23 protein-coding genes are annotated in these 22470 nt (G+C 60.5%); 6 read left to right on the top strand and 17 right to left on the bottom strand.

From position 1 onward, the window contains the following. Window positions 1-317: 317 nt before the first annotated feature. From CQ012_RS08110 to truB, 10 genes are all read right to left on the bottom strand, one after another. Window positions 318-1646, bottom strand: coding sequence for an LLM class flavin-dependent oxidoreductase (locus CQ012_RS08110; RefSeq protein WP_286134600.1), 1329 nt, complete (start codon window positions 1644-1646; stop codon window positions 318-320). Between the two features lie 29 nt (window positions 1647-1675). Beyond that, complete coding sequence (locus CQ012_RS08105) at window positions 1676-2518, bottom strand: ABC transporter permease (protein ID WP_105658236.1); 843 nt, start codon at window positions 2516-2518, stop codon at window positions 1676-1678. Beyond that, entirely contained in the window at window positions 2515-3363 is an 849-nt protein-coding gene (locus CQ012_RS08100) for an ABC transporter ATP-binding protein (RefSeq protein WP_105658237.1), read from the bottom strand. Before CQ012_RS08100 ends, CQ012_RS08105 begins: the two co-directional genes overlap by 4 nt. 6 nt (window positions 3364-3369) lie before the next feature. Beyond that, window positions 3370-4245, bottom strand: a complete 876-nt coding sequence (locus tag CQ012_RS08095) for an ABC transporter substrate-binding protein (protein WP_166650649.1) — start codon at window positions 4243-4245, stop codon at window positions 3370-3372. A 626-nt stretch (window positions 4246-4871) separates the two neighbouring features. Then, on the bottom strand, window positions 4872-5141 hold the full coding sequence (gene rpsO / locus CQ012_RS08090; protein ID WP_013348393.1) for a 30S ribosomal protein S15: 270 nt from the start codon (window positions 5139-5141) through the stop codon (window positions 4872-4874). Window positions 5142-5248: 107 nt separating this feature from the next. Further along, complete coding sequence (locus CQ012_RS08085) at window positions 5249-6034, bottom strand: class I SAM-dependent methyltransferase (protein WP_105661835.1); 786 nt, start codon at window positions 6032-6034, stop codon at window positions 5249-5251. A gap of 5 nt (window positions 6035-6039) precedes the next feature. Beyond that, window positions 6040-6993 (bottom strand): bifunctional riboflavin kinase/FAD synthetase, encoded by a 954-nt coding sequence (locus CQ012_RS08080; RefSeq protein ID WP_105657289.1) that lies wholly within the window; start codon window positions 6991-6993, stop codon window positions 6040-6042. A gap of 64 nt (window positions 6994-7057) precedes the next feature. After that, the gene (locus tag CQ012_RS08075; RefSeq protein WP_181148828.1) at window positions 7058-7525 is read right to left on the bottom strand and encodes a hypothetical protein; all 468 of its coding nucleotides are present in this window, start codon (window positions 7523-7525) and stop codon (window positions 7058-7060) included. 10 nt (window positions 7526-7535) lie between these two features. After that, window positions 7536-7898, bottom strand: a complete 363-nt coding sequence (locus CQ012_RS08070; protein ID WP_105657288.1) for a hypothetical protein — start codon at window positions 7896-7898, stop codon at window positions 7536-7538. A gap of 17 nt (window positions 7899-7915) precedes the next feature. Further along, a complete protein-coding gene (gene truB, locus CQ012_RS08065) occupies window positions 7916-8839 on the bottom strand; it encodes a tRNA pseudouridine(55) synthase TruB (RefSeq protein ID WP_105661834.1) in 924 nt (307 codons plus the stop codon). Between the two features lie 279 nt (window positions 8840-9118). Between truB and CQ012_RS08060 the strand changes: the two genes are divergently transcribed. The 4 genes from CQ012_RS08060 (at window position 9119) to CQ012_RS08045 (ending at window position 13060) form a co-directional block, all read left to right on the top strand. Then, window positions 9119-9781: a fasciclin domain-containing protein gene (locus CQ012_RS08060; RefSeq protein WP_105657286.1), complete on the top strand. Its 663-nt coding sequence runs from the start codon at window positions 9119-9121 to the stop codon at window positions 9779-9781. A 171-nt stretch (window positions 9782-9952) separates the two neighbouring features. Next, window positions 9953-10534, top strand: coding sequence for an ECF RNA polymerase sigma factor SigK (gene sigK / locus CQ012_RS08055; protein ID WP_286134598.1), 582 nt, complete (start codon window positions 9953-9955; stop codon window positions 10532-10534). Further along, a complete protein-coding gene (locus CQ012_RS08050) occupies window positions 10534-11376 on the top strand; it encodes an anti-sigma factor (protein ID WP_105657284.1) in 843 nt (280 codons plus the stop codon). Before sigK ends, CQ012_RS08050 begins: the two co-directional genes overlap by 1 nt. 199 nt (window positions 11377-11575) lie before the next feature. Beyond that, entirely contained in the window at window positions 11576-13060 is a 1485-nt protein-coding gene (locus CQ012_RS08045; protein WP_105661832.1) for a molybdopterin-dependent oxidoreductase, read from the top strand. Window positions 13061-13174: 114 nt separating this feature from the next. Here CQ012_RS08045 and CQ012_RS08040 read toward each other — a convergent pair whose 3' ends face one another. The 6 genes from CQ012_RS08040 to rimP form a co-directional block, all read right to left on the bottom strand. Beyond that, window positions 13175-13621, bottom strand: coding sequence for a YdeI/OmpD-associated family protein (locus tag CQ012_RS08040; RefSeq protein ID WP_105657283.1), 447 nt, complete (start codon window positions 13619-13621; stop codon window positions 13175-13177). Between the two features lie 188 nt (window positions 13622-13809). Continuing rightward, the gene (rbfA, locus tag CQ012_RS08035; RefSeq protein WP_105657282.1) at window positions 13810-14244 is read right to left on the bottom strand and encodes a 30S ribosome-binding factor RbfA; all 435 of its coding nucleotides are present in this window, start codon (window positions 14242-14244) and stop codon (window positions 13810-13812) included. Window positions 14245-14345: 101 nt separating this feature from the next. Next, on the bottom strand, window positions 14346-17312 hold the full coding sequence (infB, locus tag CQ012_RS08030) for a translation initiation factor IF-2 (protein WP_105661831.1): 2967 nt from the start codon (window positions 17310-17312) through the stop codon (window positions 14346-14348). A 176-nt stretch (window positions 17313-17488) separates the two neighbouring features. Then, window positions 17489-17809: a YlxR family protein gene (locus tag CQ012_RS08025; protein WP_105657280.1), complete on the bottom strand. Its 321-nt coding sequence runs from the start codon at window positions 17807-17809 to the stop codon at window positions 17489-17491. Between the two features lie 141 nt (window positions 17810-17950). Beyond that, complete coding sequence (gene nusA / locus CQ012_RS08020; RefSeq protein WP_105661830.1) at window positions 17951-18934, bottom strand: transcription termination factor NusA; 984 nt, start codon at window positions 18932-18934, stop codon at window positions 17951-17953. 2 nt (window positions 18935-18936) lie between these two features. Further along, entirely contained in the window at window positions 18937-19503 is a 567-nt protein-coding gene (rimP, locus tag CQ012_RS08015; protein ID WP_105657278.1) for a ribosome maturation factor RimP, read from the bottom strand. Window positions 19504-19678: 175 nt separating this feature from the next. On the opposite strand from rimP, the gene CQ012_RS08010 reads away from it, so the two are divergent. Continuing rightward, window positions 19679-20752: a hypothetical protein gene (locus tag CQ012_RS08010; protein ID WP_105661829.1), complete on the top strand. Its 1074-nt coding sequence runs from the start codon at window positions 19679-19681 to the stop codon at window positions 20750-20752. A gap of 465 nt (window positions 20753-21217) precedes the next feature. Beyond that, window positions 21218-21649 carry a hypothetical protein gene (locus CQ012_RS08005; protein ID WP_133832996.1) on the top strand — a complete coding sequence of 144 codons (432 nt, stop codon included), beginning with the start codon at window positions 21218-21220 and terminating at the stop codon, window positions 21647-21649. Window positions 21650-21654: 5 nt separating this feature from the next. Here the strand turns inward: CQ012_RS08005 and CQ012_RS08000 are convergent, their stop codons facing one another. Then, window positions 21655-22467 carry a TSUP family transporter gene (locus CQ012_RS08000; protein ID WP_181148826.1) on the bottom strand — a complete coding sequence of 271 codons (813 nt, stop codon included), beginning with the start codon at window positions 22465-22467 and terminating at the stop codon, window positions 21655-21657. Window positions 22468-22470: the final 3 nt, after the last annotated feature.

Here is a 22470-nt window from a genome sequence, read left to right as displayed (position 1 = left end):
CACGGGTGACAGCCTTGGTTTTGGCCAGGCCCTTGGCGCTGATGAAGCTCTTATTGCTCTTGCGCGTTGCCGGGTAGTAATCGCGCTACTTCGATTTGCACTTCACCAGCTGCTGCCCGTGGTGGGAGCCTTGTCGAATCAACTTCGTGCGGCTCCCATCGCCAGTACTTTCCTTGCGGTTTCTCCATGCTGATCACCCAGGGCATTCCTGGAGGACGCAGCTGAACCAGCAACCGGTATCCGCCGGGGCCTGATCCCACCGGCAACCGAAGGGCGAGAGCAATGGCTCTCGCCCTTCGGTACACGACTTTCAGGCTCTAGAATGCCAAGCCCAGGCGATTATTTGCCGGTACTGGCAACCCGTAGTTTCCGCGAAGCGTACTCTGCTCGTATTCGGTACGGAAAAGCTTGCGCTGCTGCAAAATCGGGACTACCTGCTCCGTGAATACTTCGAGACCTGCCGGCAAGACCGGAGCCATGATATTAAATCCATCGGCCGCTCCGGCTTTGAACCAGTACTCGATCCGGTCCGCCAGCTGCTCCGGCGTACCCGAGAACGTCTGGTGTCCCCGGCCAGGACCTAGCTCCCGGATGATCTGGCGAACCGTGAGCTTCCTTCGGTAACCCAGATCCAAGATGAGATCCCTTCGGGAGGTGGATTTCTCCTTGGCCACGGTATTCTCCAGCCCGGCGGGAAGTTCTCGGTCCAGGTCAAGGAGTGCCGGCTCCACATGCAACTGCTGGGCCAGCGTATTCCTGGCGTATTCCGGCAGAATGAGCTCATCCAGGGAATCCGCCAATTCATTGGCTTCGGCTTCCGTGGAACCAAGGATGGGAACAATTCCTGGAAGGACTTTGACCGAATGCGCTGCTCGGCCGTTGCCTGCTGCCTTGTCTTTGATTTCCTGGTAGAAGTCCCTGGCAGACTCAAATGATTGGTGAGCGGTGAAAATGGCTTCGGCCCATCGCCCGGCGAATTCCTTGCCGGCGGCCGAAGCTCCCGCCTGGACGATCACCGGATGCCCCTGGGGCGACCGCGGGACATTGAGCGCTCCAGCAACCTGGAAGTGCTCCCCGATGTGGGCCGCGGAGTGTATCTTGCCCGGATCCGCCCAGATCCCGCTTCCCTTGTCAGCGACGACTGCATCCGGCTCCCAGGAGTCCCAGAGCTTCTTGACCACCTCCAGGAATTCCTCGGCGCGACGGTATCGTTGCGAGCTGTCCAATTGGGCGGATTGGGAGAAATTCCTCGCCGCTGCATCGCCTGCTGTGGTGACGACGTTCCAGCCCGCACGCCCATTGCTGATCACATCCAGGCTTGCAAAGCGGCGGGCAAGATTATAGGGGTCGTTGTAGCTGGTTGATGCGGTCGCTATCAGCCCAATGTGCCGGGTCAACGGGGCGATGGCAGAAAGCACTGTCACAGGGTCGAGGATTCCTGCAGGTCGTTGGGCGACCGGCCCTTGAAGCACTGGGCCGTCTGCGAAGAAGATCGCGTCGAGCTTCGCTTTCTCGGCCAGCTGCGCCAAACGGATGTAGTGGCCGATGTCCGTTCCGGCGAGGGGGTCGCTGAGCGGCAGGCGCCATGAGGATTCATGATGCCCGGTAGTCATCAAGAACGCGTTGAGAGTCAAAGTTCGTGTCATGGTTGTAGTCCCTTCGGTAGGAAGATTGTCTAGGCGCGAGCCCAGCGCGAGAAGTGGCGCTCCAGCGCTACAAGTGCTGCGTTGACCGTGAAGCCTAGGATGGCGACAGTGAGTATGGCTGCGTACATTTTCGGGATCAGGAAACTGGCTTGCGAATTGGTGATCAGGAAGCCCAGTCCAGCCTTGGCGCCGATCATTTCGGCGGCGATGAGCACCAGCACGGATGACGTTCCTGCCATCCGGACGCCGGTGAAGATGATGGGTACGGACGAGGGCAAGACAACTTTCGCGAAGATCTCGTAGCTGGTGAGCCCCAAGGTTTTTGCCGCCCTGATCAGCAAGGGATCTACGCTGCGTGCTCCAAGGATGGTGTTGAGAAGCACCGGGAAGAACGCCGCGTAGACGACAATCGATACCTTGGATACTTCGCCAATACCGAGAAGGAGCGTGAAGACCGGAAGCAACGCCAAGGCCGCGGTATTTCGGAATACCTCCAGCAACGGGTTGAGGAAATCGCCGACTTTCGAGAACCACGCGACGACCAATCCGACTGGCACGCCGATGAGGACAGCGAGCGTGAATCCTACGGCCGCCCGGCCTAGGCTTGCCAGGATGTGCGTGCCCAGATCCCCTGAGGCAATCATCTTCCCCAGTGCCTGCAGGACTTCATGCAAGGGAGGAAGAAAGACCCGGGATGATGGTTCCAGGACGAATTGCGGGACAAGCTCCCACACCAGGAGAAAACCGATGATCGCACCCGAACGGTACAGCGTTGACCGCAGTCTTCCGGCCAAACGCAGGAAAGGAGAAGGCCGGTTTGACTCCCCGGTGGAGCCCTGCAGGCGCTGGTCCGGTACGGCTAAGGTGCTCATGCTGGTACTCCTGGAGAAACGAGCGACTTGTGGCTCACCGGCGATTTGCCGGCACTGGGAGCGGACTCGTGAAGCAGCGTCCAGATGCGATGGCGGTAATCGCTGAATTGGGGAGCCGAGCGGATGTCATCAACACTGTGGCGCCCGTCGAGTTCAATGTTGATGATCTCCTTGATTCGTCCGGGTTTGGAGGACATCACCGCTACCCGCTGCCCCAGGTACACGGCTTCTTCTATGCCGTGCGTAATGAAGACAATCGTGGTTCGGGTGCGACTCCAGATATCTAGCAGCAAGTCCTGGAGTTGTTCGCGTGTTTGGGCATCCAGGGCGGCGAACGGCTCATCCATCAGCAGCACCTTGGGTTCATGGGCCAAGGCACGGGCTATGGCCACGCGTTGACGCATGCCGCCGGATAGTTCGTGGGGGTACTTGTCTTCCACACCCTGCAGGCCAACGAGTCGCAGATATTCGTTAGCGCGGATCCGCCTTCCCGATTTGTCCAGTCCCCGACCGCGACGGGCCTGGCTCTCCAGCCCCACCTCGACATTGGCCACTGCCGTGAGCCATGGGAAGAGCGCGTATTGCTGGAAGACTACTGAACGTTCCAGGCTGGGACCGGAGACCGGCTCGCCATCAACGAGAACTTCGCCCGAAGTTGGCGCGGCCAACCCGGCCAAGATATCCAGAAGAGTGGATTTGCCGCATCCGCTGGGGCCGACAAGGGTGAAGAATTCTCCGTCCTGGATCCGGAGATCCAGTGATTCAATGGCCGTGACGGCAGTATCTTCACTTGATCCGGAGCGGAGGAATTTCTTGCCCAAGTTCTTGATCTCAATGGTAGACATGCGCGATTACTGCCCTTCGTTTGCGAGGTCGTTGAATTCGTTGGTGTAGTACTCGCTGGGGGTGATTTCTCCTTCGAGAATCCCCGCGTCGTTGAGCCATTGCGCCCATCTGCTGAAGTCCTCATCTTCGATGGCTGCGTGTTCGCCCAAGCCATAGCCGTTGAAGTACTGCAGGGCTTCAACGTCGTCTCCGCGATCCCTGGATTCAACGATTGCGGTGAATCTCTTGATGACCTCTTCGCGCGGATGCGTCGAAGCCCAGTCCGCTGCTTTGGCAATGCCAGTGGCCAGGGAATGCGCTGCTTCAGGGTATTGAGCGATGAAATCATCCCGAAGGACGTACTCTCCGGCATCAAAGTTGCTGAAGACTTGCGTGTCCCTGAAAACTTCTCGCAAGCCGCCTAGCTTCACCGCATGCACTTGGGAAGCCCCGGAAAGAGCGCCAACGTCGACCTGATGGGTGCGAACGGCTTGTGCGGTGTCGGTAGGTGGCAATACGACCAGCTGCACCTGCTCGATCTCTTGCGGCGTCAGGCCTTCGGATTTCAGATAGCTGCTAACGACCGCTTCGGAATGAGCGCCCAAAGTATTGACTGCAATTGTCTTGCCAATGAGGTCCCTCGGTTCTTTGATGCCGCTGTCTTCGCTCGTGTAGAACCCGACAAAGTAGTCTGCATTGGAACCATAGGATGAGACCACCGCGGTGACAGGCGATCCAGCTTCCTGCAGCTTCACCACTGCTCCGGAGAACGCGCTGCCGATCTCGGTGGCGCCGGTGGCTGTGTTCTGGATCGCCGAGGGCCCGCTGGAGTTGTTGCCAACCCATTCCAAGGACACACCGTCAAGGTAGCCCAGGTCTTCAGCCAGCTCCGGAAGGATCACGGTATTGGCGCTTCCTTCGTAGCGGACGGTTATTGTGCCGTCAGGGTTCTCAAGATCCGTGCCGTGAGCTGACGCAGTGCATGAGGCTAAAAAGAACGCTGCTGCCGTCAGCCCCGCCGCCGTGCCCATGCTTCGAAAGTTCAACCGTTTGAAATTATTCATCCCTGTTCCCCTCTATTTCGCGCTTTTTCCGTGCTTGGTAGCCATGCAACCACTTGGGCGGCGCCTCGGAAAGGGCATGGAAAACTGGAGAAACGAGAAGAAACCTGAGGTCAAAGTGACCTTCAGGTTTCGGAAGATGTCGCGGATGGCTCATTAGCCTTAGCCCAACGGTATGTGGCTCCACAGGAAGGTCAGATACCGAGATATTCGGGGCGGAATTTAATCCGGGGAAACGTTAGCGGGAGCGTCCAAGGCCTCTCCGACGCCTGTTCCGTCATGTGCTTGCCTGCGGGATGAGCCTGGGAGAGCAGGAATTCATCCGATTCTTGCCTCTGTCGATTACTGATCTTGATTCGTGCCGGCAAATCGCGAACACATGAGCGGCGTTGCCAAGGTCCGGAGGCAAAGAAAAATCCCCGACTCCTGAAGCGGAGACGGGGAATTTCTTGCTCTGAAGCAGAGGACTACTTGCGCAGGCCCAGACGCTCGATCAGCGAACGGTAACGCTCGATGTCGGTGTTCTTCAGGTAGCCGAGCATACGACGACGACGACCAACCAGAGCCATCAGGCCACGGCGGGTGTGGTGATCATGCTTGTGCATCTTCAGGTGCTCGGTCAGGTCCGAAATACGGCGGGACATGACGGCAATCTGAACCTCAGGCGAACCGGTGTCACCCTCGTGGGTAGCGTAAGCCTTGATGATTTCGTTCTTGATAGTGGCATCCAATGCCATAACAAACTCCTAGAGTTGGACCGCGTTCATAAGTCGGTGCGAACGTCGAGACGCTCACGGCGGAAACTCGCAACCGCGGACTGCAGCGAGAACCATCGTCAATCATATCACCGACGGGTGCGCCGGCGGGACCTCCAGGCATGGGTGAGATAGGGCACCTGCACCTTTGCGTCCTGCTCGTGCCCCAGATGCTCCTGCCAATACCAGGCCAAGTTCGCTTCCACCTTGGCGCGGGTAGTTTCTGAAGACTTGCGGTAGTAGCTGCGGGATTTGGTCAGCTCGACGATCTCGTGGAAATCCAGTTCCATGGACCAATGCCAGATGCCATGCTCCGGCTTCTGGAACTGGGGTCCCAACGGCGGCTCCAGCTCCGGCCGGTGCACATCGCCGGCATGCATGATGCGTGCCAAGCGGTGAACCCAGGGAATGGCGACATCCAGCTGATTCCACAGCAGGGTGAGCCAACCGCCATCATGGAGCAATCGGGCCGCTTCGGCACTGGCTTGAGGGTGGTCCACCCAGTGCCATGCCTGGGCATAGGTCACCAGGCCAGCGCTATCAGCCTCCAAGCCGGTCGCTTCACCTGCGGCGCAGGTTACCTCGATCGCCGGCAGCCGCTTGGACAGGACCGAGAGCATTTCTGCCGATGGGTCTACGGCCCTGACTTCCAGGCCTGCACGGATGAGCTGTTCGGTGAAGATCCCCGAACCGCAGCCGATGTCAATGGCACTCACCGGTCGGTGCTGCAGCGTGAATTCCAAGGCTTCCTGCGGATAGGAAGGACGGATCTTGTCGTAGCTTTCGGCATCGGCTTGGAAAGCGGAAGCTAATTCATCGCGGCGCTGGGCGCCCACGACGAAGGCCCGCTGCGGCAATGATGGTATCTCAGCCATGATTCCTAGTGGCGTTCTATAGCCAGCACCGCACGGGCCTGGTCAACGTCCTCGGTCATCTGCTCAATGAGGGCTTCGATGCCGCGGTAGGCAACCATCGGACGCAGGTGGGAAATGAACTCAACGACAATCTGCTGTCCGTACAGATCGAAATCTTCCACGCCTTCTTCGGGGCGGTCAATCACGTGGGCTTCAACCACTCGGGAGACGCCATCGAAGGTGGGGTTCGACCCGACGGAAATTGCTGCTGGCCAACGCACCTCGGCCTCGTCGATCACCCAGCCGGCATAGACCCCATCGGCGGGGATGATGCCGGTGGCTTCGGTGTCCAGATTCGCGGTGGGAAATCCCAGCTCGCGTCCACGGGCATGGCCATGGACTACTTCTCCGCGCATGCGATGCGGCCGGCCGAGGATCGCGGCGGCAGCTTCGACATTGCCGGCGGCTAGTTCTTCACGGACCCAGGTCGAGGACAAGCGGCGCTTGTCCCCTACGTCTTCGACACCTATGACTTCAAAACCGTATTTGGTGCCCAGTTCCTGCATGTAGCTGAAGTCCCCGGAATTGCCGCGGCCAAAACGCACATCATGCCCGACCACAACGGCCACGGCATTCAGCTTCTCTACGATGATGGAGCGAACGAACTCTTCAGCGCTCTGGTCCGCGAATTCCAGGGTGTAGTGGATCATCAGCGTGGCATCCAGGCCAACGCTGGCCAAGGTGTCCACGCGGTCAGCCAGACCCATGATCAATTCAGGAGCATCATCGGGACGGTGCACCAGCGCCGGGTGCGGGTCGAAAGTGATCGCTACCGATTGAGCCGAGCGTGCTTTGGCCTGCGCGACAGCTGCATCCAGCACCTCGCAATGGCCCAGGTGGACACCATCAAAGTTGCCAATGGTCACGACAGTGGGAGCCATATCCGCGGGGACGGCATCCAAGCCCTTCCAATAGTGCACTTTGCTCCTTCAGAAATTCTGCTGCGGTGGATGGAAAACCCACCGTGGTAATTCTTGCACGTCTTTAGGCGTGACGCTCATTACGGTTACGGTACAGCCACCACAAGCCGACAATCGGCAGCACCAGTGGAACGTAGCCGTATCCTTCGCCGAAACCGCTCCACACCGACGGATGGGCGAAGTCTTCGGGGTGGGTCAGCGACAAGATGCCGACCACGATCACGCCTGCCAATTCAACGGCTACCGCCCAGAGCGAAACCAGCCAGGCACCACGCTTGGCTGAAGACAGCGAGAATGTGGCAAGGATATAGACCAGGCCAGAAAACAGCGACAGGCTGTAGGCGATCGGCGCTTCGTCGAATTTGCTCATGATCTGGTACACCGCGCGCACGCTCGCCGCCAGGGCGAGGATGCCGTACACGGCAATGATCACCCGGCCCAGTCCGGTGGACCGGCTTGGCTTGGGGGCCTTATTGGTGCTGCGCGCCTGAGCGGCCTGCATGATTCGCGAATTTCGCGGCTTTTCACCCATGTGAGTACTCCTACTGCCAGATCTGTTCCATGCGGAACACCATTACGAAGGTGACGGCGGCCGACGCGGCCAGCACGGCGTTGGACCAACGGCTCTTCTCGCTGATCGCCCAGAAGAAGGCCACCGGCGGCATGATCAGCGCTGTGATGAAGTAGCCCCAGAATTCCACCGGGTCGCCTTGCACCGCATTTCCCCCGACCTGGCGGATCGCGGCCGCGATGCCGTAGGCAATCAGGAAAAGCTCGGTGGCCACCGCACCGATCAGCGCCCAGTCATCCGGGTGCTTGCGGATAGCGGTTGCGATAACTGCCACCAGCAATGCCAGTGCGCAGACCACCGCTCCGGCGATGAAGAATCCATTGACGGCAATCAAGCCAGTTCCTTTCGGGATTACTTAGCGGTGAAGACCAAGGCCGTACGCGCCTTGTCGCCCTTGTCTTCCAGCAGTGCGACCAGCACGCCATTGGGAGCGAAAGCCGCAACGGTCTGGCCTTCGGCAATGTCCATGCCCAGATGCGAGGCGGGGATGGTGCGGCCGAAAGACAATTCCACGGCTTCGTCGACGCTGACCGTGCGGTTCGGGAACAGCGCGGCAGCAGCCTTTTCGATTGGGAGAATCTCGAATTCCCCGGCCAGCTGCTCCAGGGTGCGGGTGAGCTCGATCTTGTATGGGCCCACCTCGGTACGGCGCAGCGCCGTCAGGTGCCCGCCAACGTTCAATGCTTCGCCCAGGTCGCGGGCCAACGCCCGGATGTAGGTTCCAGAAGAGCACGATACCGTGACGTCGACGTCGAGGATCTTGCCGCCGTTTTCGCGGCGCACCTCATGGATCTCGAACCGCGAAATGGTGACCGGGCGGGCCTTGAGTTCTACCTGTTCGCCAGCGCGCACGCGAGCGTAGGAACGCTTGCCATCGACCTTGATGGCCGAGACCGAGCTCGGGATCTGCTCGATGTCTCCGCGCAGCTGGGCGATCTCGCGCTCGATGTCTTCGTCGCTGACCGCCGCGGCGATGCGCTCGGAAATGATTTCGCCTTCGGCATCGTCCGTGACGGTGTTCTGCCCCAGCCGGATGGTGGCGGTGTAGGTCTTGTCGTGGCCGACGATGTAGGTCAGCAGCCGGGTTGCCTTGTTCACGCCGATAACCAGCACGCCGGTGGCCATGGGGTCCAGGGTGCCGGCGTGGCCGACTTTCCGAGTCCCTGCAAGTCTGCGGATGCGACCGACCACATCATGGGAGGTCATTCCCTGCTCTTTGTCGACTAATACGAGGCCTGAGGCCTGCTCTTGCGTGTTCTGCCCGGCTTTACTCACGCCTTCCAGTATATGGCTTGTGCGGAGAATAAGGCTGTCGCTGGTTCCAAGCGTGGCAGATCCCACTTGCAGCCTATTTCCATGAGCCGGCAATGCTCCGGGACAGGGCCCGCCAGCCCGCGGATCCGGCAGCTTCACGGCCTGCCAGCAAGACGAAAAAAAATTTCCAAGAGAATCCAATCCGTCGGGCAACCTGCCCCGAATGCTCATTGACAACCTGATCCGCACGGACAGGAAAAGGACCGACGACATCAGTCGCGGCGAAGCAAGGAGAAAATCATGAAGCGCACATACAGCAAAGTCGCTGGAGCATTCGGGCTCATCGCAGTCGCCGCCATGGGACTGAGCGCCTGCTCGACCGGTTCGGAAACCATGGAATCGCCCACGGCGTCCGCCTCGGAAAGCAGCTCGCCCATGGCCAGCGAATCGGCAATGGATCCAGCAAGCAATCTTGTGGGCAAGGGTTGCGCGGCCTACGCCGAAGCAGTCCCGACCGGTGATGGCTCGGTAGCCGGAATGGCCCAGGATCCAGTGGCCGTCGCTGCCTCGAACAACCCGCTGCTGACCACCCTGACTTCTGCAGTCTCCGGTGAGCTGAATCCTGATGTCGATCTCGTCGATACCCTCAATGGCGGCGAATTCACCGTCTTCGCACCGGTTGACGACGCCTTCGCGGCAATCCCGAAGGATGACCTGTCCGCAGTTGCCAAGGATGCCGACACCCTGACCAGCATCCTGACCTACCACGTCGTTTCCGGCCAGATTGCACCAGATGATCTTCCCGGAACCCACGCAACGGTCCAGGGCGAAGAGGTGGAAGTCACCGGTAGCGGCGACGATCTGGAAGTCAACGGGGCTTCGGTCATCTGCGGCGGCGTGCAGACCGCCAACGCAACCGTGTACCTGGTGGACACCGTCCTGATGCCACCGGCAAAGAAGTAGTATCGCCAGAATCATCAAAGCCGCTGGCATGAAGGTGGTGCATGGAATACCTTCCAGGCATCACCTTCGCCGGTGCAACGGGAACCTGGTTCCCTTGGACGGATCTTTTCGCAAAACGCCACGCCACAGCAGATAGCCGCTTAGCCACAGATGCATGAGACCCTAGGATTCATGAGTTCCAATAGACTCGATGCCATGGAAGACGATTCCGTGAAAACGCCAGACGTCCTGCTGCAACAGGTCGCGCTGGGAGATGAATCTGCCTTCGAATCGCTCTATGATGCCATGGCTTCACGGGTCTTCGGACTCGTGCTGCGGGTGCTTCGCGATAATGCACAGAGCGAAGAAGTCACCCAGGAAGTGTTTGTCGAAGCGTGGCAACAGGCAAGGCGCTTTGCTCCGGCGCGTGGCACGGCAGCATCATGGCTGCTGACTATTGCCCACCGCCGGGCCGTCGACCGGGTGCGAGCAAGCCAAGCGAGCCAGGACCGGGATTTGCGCGTTGGAATCAAGGAATTCCAGGACAGCTACGACGACGTGGAAGAGAATGCCATCTTGCACGACGAGACCATGCGCGTAGCCCAAGCCCTGCAGCGGCTCACCGCCCCGCAACGCGAGGCGATACACCTGGCCTACTTCGGCGGATACACCCACACGGAAGTCGCAGAGCTGCTGAAAATACCGGTGGGAACCGCGAAAACGCGAATACGCGATGGAATGGGCAAACTTCGAGAACTGATGGGAGCGGCGTAATGGACAAGCACGAGAACGAGCTGACCGACAGCTTCGCCCTGGATGCTCTGGAAGACAAGGAACGCGAAGCCCTCCAGCATGGGGGTCCCGACTCTGCCCAGGCACGCCGGGAACTGGATGCCCTGCAGGAAACTGCTGGACTGCTCGGCTTGTCAGCGCAACCGGTCAATCCTCCGGCCCGGCTGAAGAACAACATCATGGCCGCTATCCGCACTACCGAGCAATTGGCACCTGTGCAGGAGACGGCCCTCGATCACGACGGCGCCCAGGCACAGGACCCAATAGCTCCTGCTGAACCAGCTGCTCCTGCTGAACGGGAAACCGAAACCGCTGCAACGCACCAGGCCCCGCAAGCTGGCGCAGAACGCGGCCCGCAGCGCTTCTTCGCCTTGGCCGCCGGCGTCCTGCTGCTCGCAGCGGTGGCTCTGGGCGGCTTGGCCATCAACCAGAATTCCCAGCAGCGCGAGCTGGAAAGCCAGATGGCCGCCATGGCCTCGCATCAAGAAGAGCTCAGCCGCATCCTGGCTGCCCCAGATGCCAAGTCGAAAACGCAGACACTGGACGACGGCGCGCGAATCACGCTGTCCTATTCTGCCGACGAAGGCCTGATGGCGGTGTCCACCTCGGGCATGCCAGCCTTGTCCAGCGACAAGGGCTACGAGCTGTGGCTGATCTCGGCAGAAGGGGCGGTTCCTGCGGGAATGCTCACCGGCGGCGATGCCAACGGCATGATCATGGTTTCGGATCCAATGAAGGGCATCACCCACTTCGGGATCACGGTCGAGCCGGCCACCGGCTCCCCGGCTCCGACAACAGACCCCATCATGGTCCAATCGCTGTGAGCGTGCGGAAGTTCTTGTAGCCTGTTCCAATCCGCAATGCTGCCCGTTCCGAAAACACTGTGAGAAGTTGTTCCCCCTGCATTCTGCAGGGGAACATGGACCGCAACGCATGAGGTGAGTGGCAGTGGGCATTTGGCAGAAGCGCAGCAGCAGTAAACTCGTATTCCACGCGGTGGCTGGAATTTGCTCGGCCGCAATCATGTTTGCCGTGGCCCAATTCGCCTCGGCATTTTTCAACAATGCATCCTCGCCGTTTTTCGCGCTGGGTTCAGCCATCATCGACCTGACTCCCCCATGGCTCAAGGACTTCGCCATCGCGACCTTCGGGACCAATGACAAGTTGGCGTTATTCATTTCCATCGGTGCAGCCGCCGCAGTCCTGGCGGCGATGATCGGCCTGATCGCCAAGCGAAGTTTTGCGCTGGCCTGTACGGCCATCATCGGCTTGGCCGTGCTGCTCTCCAGTGCCGTGGCCGCTCGTGCTTCCACCAGCCTGCTGGATATCATCCCGACGGTACTGGGCGCGATCGCCGGTATAGGGCTTCTGCAGTGGCTGACCCGGCTGGCTGCGGCCGCGGCCCCTAGGCAGGACGAGGGCGCCACCGCGACGGGTCCAAGCCGCAGGAAGTTCTTGATAGGCGCAGCCCTGTCCCTGGCCGCCGCGGCCGTCTCCACCGGTGTTTCCACCTCGCTGTCGGCATCGCGGAATATGGCCGCCGCCGCACGCAAGGCCTTGCGCCTGCCTGCGGCCCGGACCAAGGCGGAACCCCTGCCCGAAGGGGTGCAGGTAGAAGTAGCGGACATGCCCCGCTTCGTGACTCCCAACCAGGATTTCTACCGCATCGATACCGCGCTTTCGGTGCCGCAGATCGACCCGAACCAGTGGTCGCTGCGCGTGCACGGCATGGTGGAGAAGGAATTCACCGTGAACTTCGACGAACTGCTGGGCGAAGAACTCGTGGAAACCTATCTGACGCTCACTTGTGTGTCCAATCCCGTCGGCGGCGATCTGGTAGGCAACGCGAAATGGCTGGGCTACCCGCTGCGTAAGCTGCTGGAGCGCGCGGTTCCGCAGGCCGGCGCGGATATGGTGCTTTCGACTTCGCATGACGGTTTCAGCGCCTCCACCCCGCTCCAAGCGCTCACCGACGACCGGATGGCTTTGCTGGCCATCGGCATGAACGGCGAGCCGCTGCCTTTCGAGCATGGTTTCCCGGTGCGCATGGTGGTGCCAGGTCTCTACGGCTACGTGTCGGCCACCAAATGGGTGGTCGATTTGGAAGTGACGCGGTTCCAGGACAAGGCGGCCTACTGGACTACTCGCGGCTGGTCCGAACGCGGTCCAATCAAGATGTCTTCCCGCATCGATACCCCTCGCCCGTTCGCCCAGGTGCCTGCCGGAGAAGTCGTCTTGGGCGGAACTGCATGGGCGCAGACCCGGGGCATTTCGCGTGTGCAGGTGCAGATCGATGACGGACCGTGGGCAGATGCCCAACTGGCGACCGAAGCCTCGTTGGATACCTGGCGGCAGTGGCGCTTCGTATGGAAGGACGCAGCACCCGGAACGCACTCGGCAACCGTCCGCGCCTATGATGCACAGGGCAAGCTGCAGACCAGCGAGAAAGCCAACCCGGTGCCCAATGGCGCCAGCGGCTGGCAGCGCCTGCAATTCACCGTGCAGTAGCTCCGGGGCACCAGTGGGTTGTTCACACTGCTGCCGACTGCGACCGGGGCTGGCTGGCCTGTTGGGCGCCGCCTTTGGCTTAGCTCCTGGCTCAGCGGGCATGGCCCCGGCAGGCTAGTGGCTGCGCAGCGTCTTGATGGCCTTCTCGACCCGGCGCGTCCTGGTGTCCTCGCCGCGGGCAGCCACGATGGGGTCCACGTGGCCGCGCTGCTTGCTGTAGGACAGCTTGTTCCAGGCGTCCAGCAGCTCTGGCTCGGCGGAGAGCAGCACGGCCAGCGGTTCGGGGATTTCGACGGTGCGCGGTTCCTCGTCCAGCTCGAGTTTCACGCTGATTTCATCGCCCGCACCCTTGCCCGTGGCAGCACGGGTCTCGGAGCTGAAGGAAATGAGGAACTGCCCGTGCATGGAGGAAATGCTGTTCCGGTACGTGTAGTCCCCGTCAATGCACACGATGACCGGCACGCGCTTGCCGCGGCCGAATCCGAGCACGATGCCATCGGGAACCACGATACCCACGTTGTTCCCGCCGGTTGCGCTCAATGTTGTGGTGAATTCTGGCATGTGCTGCACCTTTGGTCGGATCCGGCGGTTTCTGATCACGCTATCCCACCATCTTCCCGGCGACCAGCCTTCGGCAGGGATTCGCGCTTCGCTGTGAGGGTAATCGAGGCCAACGCACAACGCCCCGGCCAGCACGCAATGCGTGCTGGCCGGGGCGTTGGTCCAGTCAGGATGAAGCCCAGAAGCCCTTAGGCTTCTTCGGCGTCCTCGTCCTTCTTGTACGGGTCCTGGTCTCCGGCGAAGTCCTTGCCTTCGCGCAGAGCTGCAACCTCGGCGTCCTTCTCGCGGGCCTTGGCCAGCAATTCCTCCAGGTGCGAGGCACCCTCGGGGATTTCGTCGGCGACGAATGCCAGCGTCGGGGTCAGGCGGATGGTCAGATTGCGGCCCAATTCCTTGCGCAGGGCACCACCACGCTTTTCCAGCATGGTGGCGATGTCCTTCTTCATCTCGTCATCGCCAAAGACGGTGTAGTACACCGTCGCGTGCTGCAGGTCGTTGGTGACGCGAGCGTCGGTCACGGTGACGTTGTCAATGCGCTCGTCCTTGATGACGTTGCGCAGCGACTGGGCCATGAGGACCTGTACGCGCTTAGCCAGGCGTGCGGCGCGGGCTGAATCAGCCATGGTTTTCTCCTAATGGTTCAAAACTCGTGGGCGCTTGACCAAAGCTTATCGGTCAAACGCCCACGAATCAGTGAGTCACACTGCTAATTGCTTGTCGGCAATTAGTCGCGTGGCTTTTCGCGCATCTCGAAGGTCTCGATGATGTCGCCTTCCTTGATGTCGTTGAACGACCCCAGACCGATACCGCATTCGAAGCCCTCGCGGACCTCGGTGACATCGTCCTTTTCGCGGCGCAGCGAATCGATGTTCAGGTTGTCGCCCACGACGTTGCCGTCGCGTACCAGGCGAGCCTTGGTGTTGCGCTTGATGGTGCCCGAGCGGATGATCGAACCGGCAATGTTGCCGAACTTCGAGGAGCGGAAGACCATGCGGATCTCGGCGGTGCCGAGGGCCACTTCTTCGAACTCCGGCTTGAGCATGCCCTTGAGCGCATTCTCGATGTCGTCGATAGCGGAGTAGATGACCGAGTAGAAGCGCATGTCGACGCCCTCCTTGTCGGCCAGTTCTGCCACGCGCTCGGCTGGGCGGACGTTGAAGCCAATGATGATGGCGTTGTCCACGGTTGCCAAGTTGACGTCGTTCTGGGTGATCGCACCGACACCGCGGTGGATCACGCGCAGCTGCACATCGTCGCCGACCTCGATCTTCATCAGCGAGTCTTCCAGTGCTTCAACAGCACCGGAAGCGTCACCCTTGAGGATCAGGTTCAGGGTATCGATCTTGCCATCGGCAACAGCCTTGTCGAAGTCTTCCAAGGTGATGCGCTTGCGGCGCTTGGCCAGCATTGCGTTGCGCTCTGCGGTTTCGCGCTTGTCAGCGATCTGGCGGGCGGTGCGCTCGTCTTCGGTGATCAGGAAGCCGTCGCCAGCACGCGGGACCGAGGACATGCCCAGGACCTGTACCGGACGCGATGGCAGTGCCACGTCGAGGTTTTCGCCGTTCTCGTTGAACATTGCACGCACGCGGCCGTGGGCGGTGCCCACCACCATGGTGTCGCCAACGCAGAGGGTACCGGACTGGACCAGGACGGTAACAACCGAACCGCGGCCCTTATCCAGGTTCGCTTCAATGGCCACGCCACGAGCGGACTTGTCCGGGTTGGCCTTGAGCTCAAGCACGTCCGAGGTCAGCAGGACAGCGTCCAGCAGCTCGTCGATGCCCTGCTTCTGCAGTGCCGAAACCTTCACGAACATGGTGTCGCCACCGTATTCTTCTGGAACCAAACCGTATTCGGTCAGCTGGCCCATGACCTTGTCAGGGTTGGCGCCTTCCTTATCGATCTTGTTCACAGCGACGATGATCGGCACGCGGGCAGCCTGTGCGTGGTTCAGTGCTTCCACGGTCTGCGGCATGACGCCGTCATCCGCGGCGACAACCAGCACGGCCACGTCAGTGACCTCGGCACCACGGGCACGCATGGCGGTGAACGCCTCGTGGCCCGGGGTATCGATGAAGGTCATTGCGCGATCGCGGCCCTCATGGATGTGGTTGATCTGGTACGCACCGATGTGCTGGGTGATGCCGCCATGCTCGCCCTCGATAACGTTCGACTTGCGGATAGCATCCAGCAGTCGGGTCTTACCGTGGTCGACGTGGCCCATGATGGTGATGACTGGGGCGCGCTCTTCAAGCACGTCTTCGCCTTCAGCCTCAAGTTCGGCATCCAGGTCCAGGCCGAAGCCTTCGAGCAGTTCCTTGTCTTCGTCCTCAGGGGAGACGACAAGCACCTTGTAGCCCAGCTCTTCGCCGAGCACCTCGAAGGTTGCCTCATCCAGCGACTGGGTGGCGGTAGCCATTTCACCGAGGTGGAACAGTACGGTCACCAGTGCTGCTGGGTTCGCGCCAATCTTGTCAGCGAAGTCGGTGATCGACGCGCCGCGGCGCAGACGGATCTCGGTGTCGCCGTTGCCGCGTGGAACATTCACGCCGCCCAATGACGGAGCACTCATCTGCTCCAATTCCTGGCGCTTTGCGCGCTTGGACTTGCGCTGCTTGCCGCGACCGGCACCTCCCTTGCCGAAAGCACCGCCAACGCCACCGCGACCGCGTGGTGCACCTGGGCGGAAGCCGCCACCGGTACCGCTGCCGCCACCGCTGCCGCCACCTGGGCGACCGCGGCCGCCGGCACCTGCACCTGGACGTCCGCCGCCTGCTGGCGCTGGACGATCGGTGCGGTTAGGCATCATGCGCGGGGTTGCAGTGGTACCTGCGCCAGCACCTGGGCGTGGACCGCCGGCACCTGCTGGGCGTGGGCCACCTGCGCCGGCTGGGCGTGGAGCGCCCTGGCCTGCTGGGCGTGGACCGCCGGCACCTGCTGGACGTGGACCGCGCTGGCCGTCACGTGCCGGACGTGGACCGCCCTGGCCGTCACGAGCCGGACGTGGACCGCCGGCACCTGCTGGGCGTGGACCGCGCTGGCCGTCGCGTGGTGGGCGAGGACCGCCCTGGCCGCCTTCGCCGCGCATACCCTGCTGCGAGGAGAACGGGTTGTTGCCTGGGCGTGGACCGCCCGGACGAGGTGCGCCTGGACGTGGGGCACGACCGCCTTCGCGGTTGCCGCCACCACGGCGTTCGCCGGACTCAGCGCCGCGCATACCCTGCTGGGAAGAGAACGGGCTGTTGCCTGGGCGTGGAGCGCCTGGCTTCGGAGCTGGCTTGGCACCTGGCTTCGGTGCCGGGGCTGCACCTGGCAATGGAGCGCCAGGGGTTGCCTTCGCGACCGGAGCTGCAGGCGCCGCAGGTGCGGCTGGGGCTGCAGGAGCCGGAGCTGCCGCAGCTGGCTTAACGCCTGGCTTCGGGGCCGAGGCACCTGGGGTAGCAGCCGGCTTGGAAGCCGACTTCGGTGCTCCAGGGGTCGCTGGCTTGGCGGCGGCTGGCTTGGCAGCAGCTGCTGGCTTAGCGGCACCGTTGGAACCTGGGAATGCGTCGCGCAGCTTGCGCGCTACTGGCGGTTCAACGGTCGAGGATGCCGAGCGAACGAATTCGCCCATGTCCTGCAACTTGGTTAGTGCTTCTTTTGAAGTGATTCCGAGCTCTTTAGCGAGCTCGTGAACGCGGGGTTTAGCCACATCTCTCCTGTGTCGATGTGATCTGCTCAAACCCCGGTATCAAAAGATAAATCTTTAGATCAGCGGTCTGGCAGATCAGCTGTGTAATTCGTGAAATTCTTCCGTCGCACGGTGGATCACGCAGAACTGATTGTTCATCGTTGTGCGCTCAGCATTGCCGACTCATCGGGTTGCCATCAGATTTCTGACCCGCTTTCATCATGTTTGCCAGATAGCTGGTTGCTTGCCAGCTGATCTTCGTATGCAGTGAATTCCTGCAGCACCTGCGAATCGTCTACCGCAGACCTGAAGGCCCGCGCGAACGCCCGGCGCTGCACCGCTTGCTGCACACACTTTTCGGTGCCGTGGGTCCAAGTGCCCCGCCCGGAAGCGGAACCCTGTTGATCCAAACTCACCGCATGCAGCGGTGTACCGTCTTTCAGGACCCAACGGAGCAGCTCATTTTTACTGGTTACGGTTCGACAGCCAATGCACGTGCGTTGCTGATGCAGCTTCATGCGAGCGCCGTCGCCACCTTCCCTAGTTATTACGAGCCATCTACTAGTCTAGCGCGTTTGGACGCCATAGCACGCATGAGTTGTGGCTCACACGCAGCTAGGCTTCCAACACGCTGAACTGGAATTATTTCCCGCAGCTGCTTAGAGCTGCGGTTCCTTGCCGCCCGAGGCAGCCAGGATGTCAATGCGCCAGCCGGTCAACTTGGCAGCAAGGCGAGCGTTCTGGCCTTCCTTGCCGATTGCCAGCGAGAGCTGGGAGTCGGGAACAACCACGCGAGCACGGCGTTCGGCTTCGTCCAGGATCTCTACCGAGACGACCTTCGATGGAGACAGGGCCGCGGCGATGAACTTCGCTGGATCCTCGTTGTAGTCAACGATGTCGATCTTCTCGTCGTTCAGTTCGTTCATCACGGCGCGCACGCGGGTTCCCATTTCACCGATGCAAGCGCCCTTGGCGTTGACACCGGCCTTGGTTGCGCGCACAGCAATCTTGGTACGGTGGCCAGCTTCACGAGCCAGTGCCTCGACCGTGACGGTGCCGTCAGCGATTTCTGGAACTTCCATTTCGAACAGCAGGCGAACCAGGTTCGGGTGGGAACGGGACAGGGTAACGGCTGGGCCCTTGTTGCCGCGCTCAGCGGAAACAACGTAGGCGCGCAGGCGGTTTCCGTGCTGGTACTTCTCGCCTGGGGACTGCTCAACTGGTGGCAGCAGCGCTTCCAGATCACCGATCTTGACCTGCACCATATGCGAGGAGTAGCCCTGCTGGATGACGCCGGAGATCAGGGTGCCAACGCGGGCTGCGAACTCGCCGACAACCTGCGCATCTTCAGCTTCACGCAGGCGCTGCATGATTACCTGGCGGGCGGTGGAGGCGGCGATGCGGCCGAAACCGTGCGGGGTGTCGTCGAATTCGCCCAGCAGCACGCCGGCGTTGTCGCGGTCCTCTACCAGGATCGCCACATGGCCGTTGCTGCGCTCAATGTGCGCGCGGGCGCCAGGCATGGCGCCTTCGGTCTTGTTGTAAGCCAGCAGCAGTGCCGACTCGATGGTCGGAATCAAAACATCCATTGGGATGTCGCGGTCTTTTTCCAGGATGCGCAGCGCATTCAGATCGATATCCACGCTTAGCCCTCCAAATCTTCAGTATCGGCAGTGTCAAATAGTGCGTCATCGAAGTTCAGCTCTGGATCGACAACAGCTTTACGGATATTTTCAAAGGCATAGGCCGCAGGATCGAGCACCTTGACCTTCATGCCCTTCTTGGCCGGCTCGCGGTGCTCAGCAATCAACACGTCGCCGTCGTTGACCTCAAGCAGGCGCCCGCGAAGCTTCGTGCCGTCGGCCAGCGAAATCTTGACCATGCGGTTGAGGGCGCGGATCCAGTGGCGCTGGGCAGTCAATGGGCGGGAGAGTCCTGGGGAACTGACTTCGAGTTCGTAAGGAGCCGACGATGCGTAGACGGCGTCCTTGTCCAGAGCGTTGGAGATGGTGGTGGTAACTTCACCAAGTTCATCGAGAGTCAGCGTTTCGTGACCGTCGGCCTTGTCGACGATGATCTGCACGATCATCTGCTTGCCGGAGGGACGCAAGGCGACTTCCTCCAGGAGAAGCCCGTGGGATTCTACTTCCTTGGAGAGCAATGCAGTCAGACGCTGCGCTTCCTGTTCGGTATCGGCCGGCATTCCGGTCATGGATATCCTCCCACGCTATTCGATGTTGTCCGTTAAGCCTATATTGCGTTCCGCTCATTGAGAACATCTAAACGGGCACAGGTGAAGGAACTCACGCCCATTTTCTATCCATCGTGGCGCTCGACACCGCTATTGCCCTCTTTACCTGCATTGATCATGGCATGATCGAAACGCTATGACTGAAAAATCGCCCCATTCCGCCCGTCGCACCGACAGGCAAGTACGCCGCGCTCCAGGCTGGATTGCTCCGGTACTGGCTGGTGCAGTTGCCCTTGCCGTGACGTGGGGCATTGGCAGCACCATCTTCCGAGGCGCCCTGGTGGAGCGGGGCCTGCCCGAACAGGTCAATGAGGCCAGCGCCGATGCCCGCATGATGTGGGAATACGGGGCAAAGCTGGCAGACCTGGCATCTCAGGCCCATGCCTTGGCCCAGCTGGCACCCGAGGATAACGCTTCGAGGCTATCCGCATTGGCGACTTCCTTGTCGCAGGGGTCAGCGGTGCTCGGTGAATTGCGCTTCGACGACCAAGAGCCTGCGGCATTGCCGCAAACCTTCTCCCCCGACGCGCTGGTTGCGCTTGCCACGAATGTCGCCGACGCATCGTCAGCGATGCCTGCCTTTGCAGAACCATCGCTGTCCAGGGATTCGAAGCTGGCCCAGATTGCTTTCCAGATCAACCTGGACGCCCGCAGCGCTGTTGCATCTTTGGGAGAAGAGCGTGATGTGGACTTGGCCTTGCCACTGAGTGCAGTCTCGGGTGAAGAAGAGCAGAAAGACCAGCCAGTAGCCTGCCTGCCTAATGAGGAGCTGCTGGACCCCGTGAAGGAAATCACCGAAGCGCAGAACATCGAACCAACGGCCGTCGCCCGGGCCCTGGACCGCGGCTATGCACTAGATTTCCTTCTGCAGCTCACGGCTGCACGTGGTGCCGACAGCGCCAAGGAAGCCGTCGAAGCTCGACGCAGCGAGCTGGGACGCCAGCTTCGCGGCCTGCGTGCGACCGTTGACGAACAGTGCGCAGACCTGCGTGAACCCGCCTATGCGCTACCCGAAGGCGGCCTCGAAGACCTGGCTGCCCTATCCGCGGAAGCCGAAGGGGATTTTGCTGATGCATTGGTCGTAGCAGCGGGCGTTAGCGATGGTGCAGCCGGCGCAAAAATTTCCGCCGTCGCTTTCCAGACTCTCAATGGCCAGCAGGGATCGAATGAGGAATACCGCATCTTGGAGACTGGCGAAGTCGGCAAATAGTTTTGGATTCAGCTAGAATTCAGCCGTATTTCACGTTTCGTTGAATTATCACGAAATAATCACGACTGCTAATTGCCCTGAGTCGAAATAGAGCACGGGTTCGGGTAGAGCCAAAACAGCGCGAGGCGCACTAAAATTCACGGATGATCCGTGATTTCCATCCGCACTATAAGATATAACCCGCATATGGCATGCGGGTTTTGCGCGGTATTACTCGAAACCAATTTATCAACGACCACCATTTCCTCCGCCATGGAATGACTCCAAAGATATATGAATCTCGTTCCTATTCACTGGCTCTCGATATTCGCGCCGAAAGGGGCTATCGTGAATAACAAGTGCTTGAGATACGGAATTTGGCTCCAATAACACGGAGCGGAATTCTCCGCTTTCTTCCACTTATTGGGGAACTAACAACTTGTGGCTAGGTCGTCAATTGGAGGTTGGGTAATGTCAGGTCAATTCATGCGTTCGAAGACAGCAGAACTGGTCAGCGAAGTGATCGGTTCAAGGCAAGGTCGGGCGCAACTCAGTTCACATGGTTGGGTCCAGGGCATGCCTATTGTCATTGCGCAACCTGAGGAAACAGTCAACGACGTCATGTCGCTCGTGGCCGCGCATCAGCCGCCAGCGCTGATCGCTACTCTCGATCCGGCGAACAACGATTTGTGGTTCCTGTATGTATCCATCGGTTGCACAGCGTTGCAGGTTGTAGATCCCCTGGAAAGCCACACTACGGTTTCCCAACTCTACAAAACTGCAATGGGTTCCAGCTTCTTGACTTTCAGGATCGCGCAAATGGCGACCAGTTCCATGGTCCATGCCATTGAACCCCAGCATGTCCAGCACTACGCCGGATACCCGCCAATCGACACATCAGCGGCTAGCGGCCGCTAAAGCTCTCACTTGCCGGCGAGGATCAGGTCCGAGCCGAGCTTGATAATCAGTGCCGAAACGACGATCACGAAAACAATGCGAATAAAGGCGCTGCCCTTTGAGATCGCCATGCGCGCCCCGAGATAACCGCCAAGCATATTCATCACGCCCATGGCCAGGCCTAATGCGACTAGGACGTGCCCCGTGGGGATGAAGAGCAGCAGAGCACCTGCGTTGGTGCAAAGGTTAACGATCTTCGCCTTGGCGGAGGACTGCAAGAAGTTGTAGCCCAGCACTGTCACCATGGCGATGATCAAGAACGATCCAGTCCCGGGACCGATCATCCCGTCGTAGCCGCCAATCAGCAGCCCAATCAGGATGGCTCGAAGATAATGCCCATGCCCGGCGTAGCGCAGGCGCGACAGCTCCCCGGCTTTGGGCTTCAGGATCGTGAACAGCAGCACCGCAATGAGCGCTGCGATAATGATGGGCTGAATGGCTCCAGAGGGAAGAATTGTGGCCAGCGCAGCTCCGCCGAAGGCACCGAGCATGGCAGTCAATGCCATCGGAATAGCGGTCTTCAAATCCGGGCTGGTGCGCCGGTAGTACGTCACCGCGCTGGTAGCCGTTCCGAAGATTGAGCCCAGCTTATTCGTGGCCAGCGCCTGCACCGGGGTGATGCCGGGGAAAAGAAGCAGCGCGGGCAATTGAATCAGGCCGCCACCGCCAACTACCGCGTCAATCCATCCAGCGCCCAAAGCTGCAAGAAGCAGCAACACCAGGGGCCAGAAGGAGACGGGTTCACCGTTGACGGACAGCAATTCCAAGAACTCTTGCACCGC

This window comes from Arthrobacter sp. MYb214 (genome assembly GCF_002979865.1).
Classification (GTDB): domain Bacteria; phylum Actinomycetota; class Actinomycetes; order Actinomycetales; family Micrococcaceae; genus Glutamicibacter.
The sequence above is the reverse complement of the archived record's forward strand: the minus strand, read 5'-3'. Positions and strand labels throughout refer to the sequence as shown.

Bases quoted from the DNA above. Each gene is read 5' to 3' on its own strand.
- CQ012_RS08010 (WP_105661829.1), top strand. From the start codon at position 19,679: ATGACTGAAAAATCGCCCCATTCCGCCCGTCGCACCGACAGGCAAGTA.
- rimP (WP_105657278.1), bottom strand. From the start codon at position 19,503: ATGACCGGAATGCCGGCCGATACCGAACAGGAAGCGCAGCGTCTGACT.
- CQ012_RS08045 (WP_105661832.1), top strand. From the start codon at position 11,576: ATGTTTGCCGTGGCCCAATTCGCCTCGGCATTTTTCAACAATGCATCC.
- rpsO (WP_013348393.1), bottom strand. From the start codon at position 5,141: ATGGCATTGGATGCCACTATCAAGAACGAAATCATCAAGGCTTACGCT.
- CQ012_RS08005 (WP_133832996.1), top strand. From the start codon at position 21,218: ATGCGTTCGAAGACAGCAGAACTGGTCAGCGAAGTGATCGGTTCAAGG.
- CQ012_RS08100 (WP_105658237.1), bottom strand. From the start codon at position 3,363: ATGTCTACCATTGAGATCAAGAACTTGGGCAAGAAATTCCTCCGCTCC.
- CQ012_RS08085 (WP_105661835.1), bottom strand. From the start codon at position 6,034: ATGGCTGAGATACCATCATTGCCGCAGCGGGCCTTCGTCGTGGGCGCC.
- CQ012_RS08040 (WP_105657283.1), bottom strand. From the start codon at position 13,621: ATGCCAGAATTCACCACAACATTGAGCGCAACCGGCGGGAACAACGTG.
- CQ012_RS08050 (WP_105657284.1), top strand. From the start codon at position 10,534: ATGGACAAGCACGAGAACGAGCTGACCGACAGCTTCGCCCTGGATGCT.
- CQ012_RS08110 (WP_286134600.1), bottom strand. From the start codon at position 1,646: ATGACACGAACTTTGACTCTCAACGCGTTCTTGATGACTACCGGGCAT.
- rbfA (WP_105657282.1), bottom strand. From the start codon at position 14,244: ATGGCTGATTCAGCCCGCGCCGCACGCCTGGCTAAGCGCGTACAGGTC.
- sigK (WP_286134598.1), top strand. From the start codon at position 9,953: ATGAGTTCCAATAGACTCGATGCCATGGAAGACGATTCCGTGAAAACG.
- CQ012_RS08105 (WP_105658236.1), bottom strand. From the start codon at position 2,518: ATGAGCACCTTAGCCGTACCGGACCAGCGCCTGCAGGGCTCCACCGGG.
- CQ012_RS08060 (WP_105657286.1), top strand. From the start codon at position 9,119: ATGAAGCGCACATACAGCAAAGTCGCTGGAGCATTCGGGCTCATCGCA.
- CQ012_RS08075 (WP_181148828.1), bottom strand. From the start codon at position 7,525: ATGGGTGAAAAGCCGCGAAATTCGCGAATCATGCAGGCCGCTCAGGCG.
- CQ012_RS08025 (WP_105657280.1), bottom strand. From the start codon at position 17,809: ATGAAGCTGCATCAGCAACGCACGTGCATTGGCTGTCGAACCGTAACC.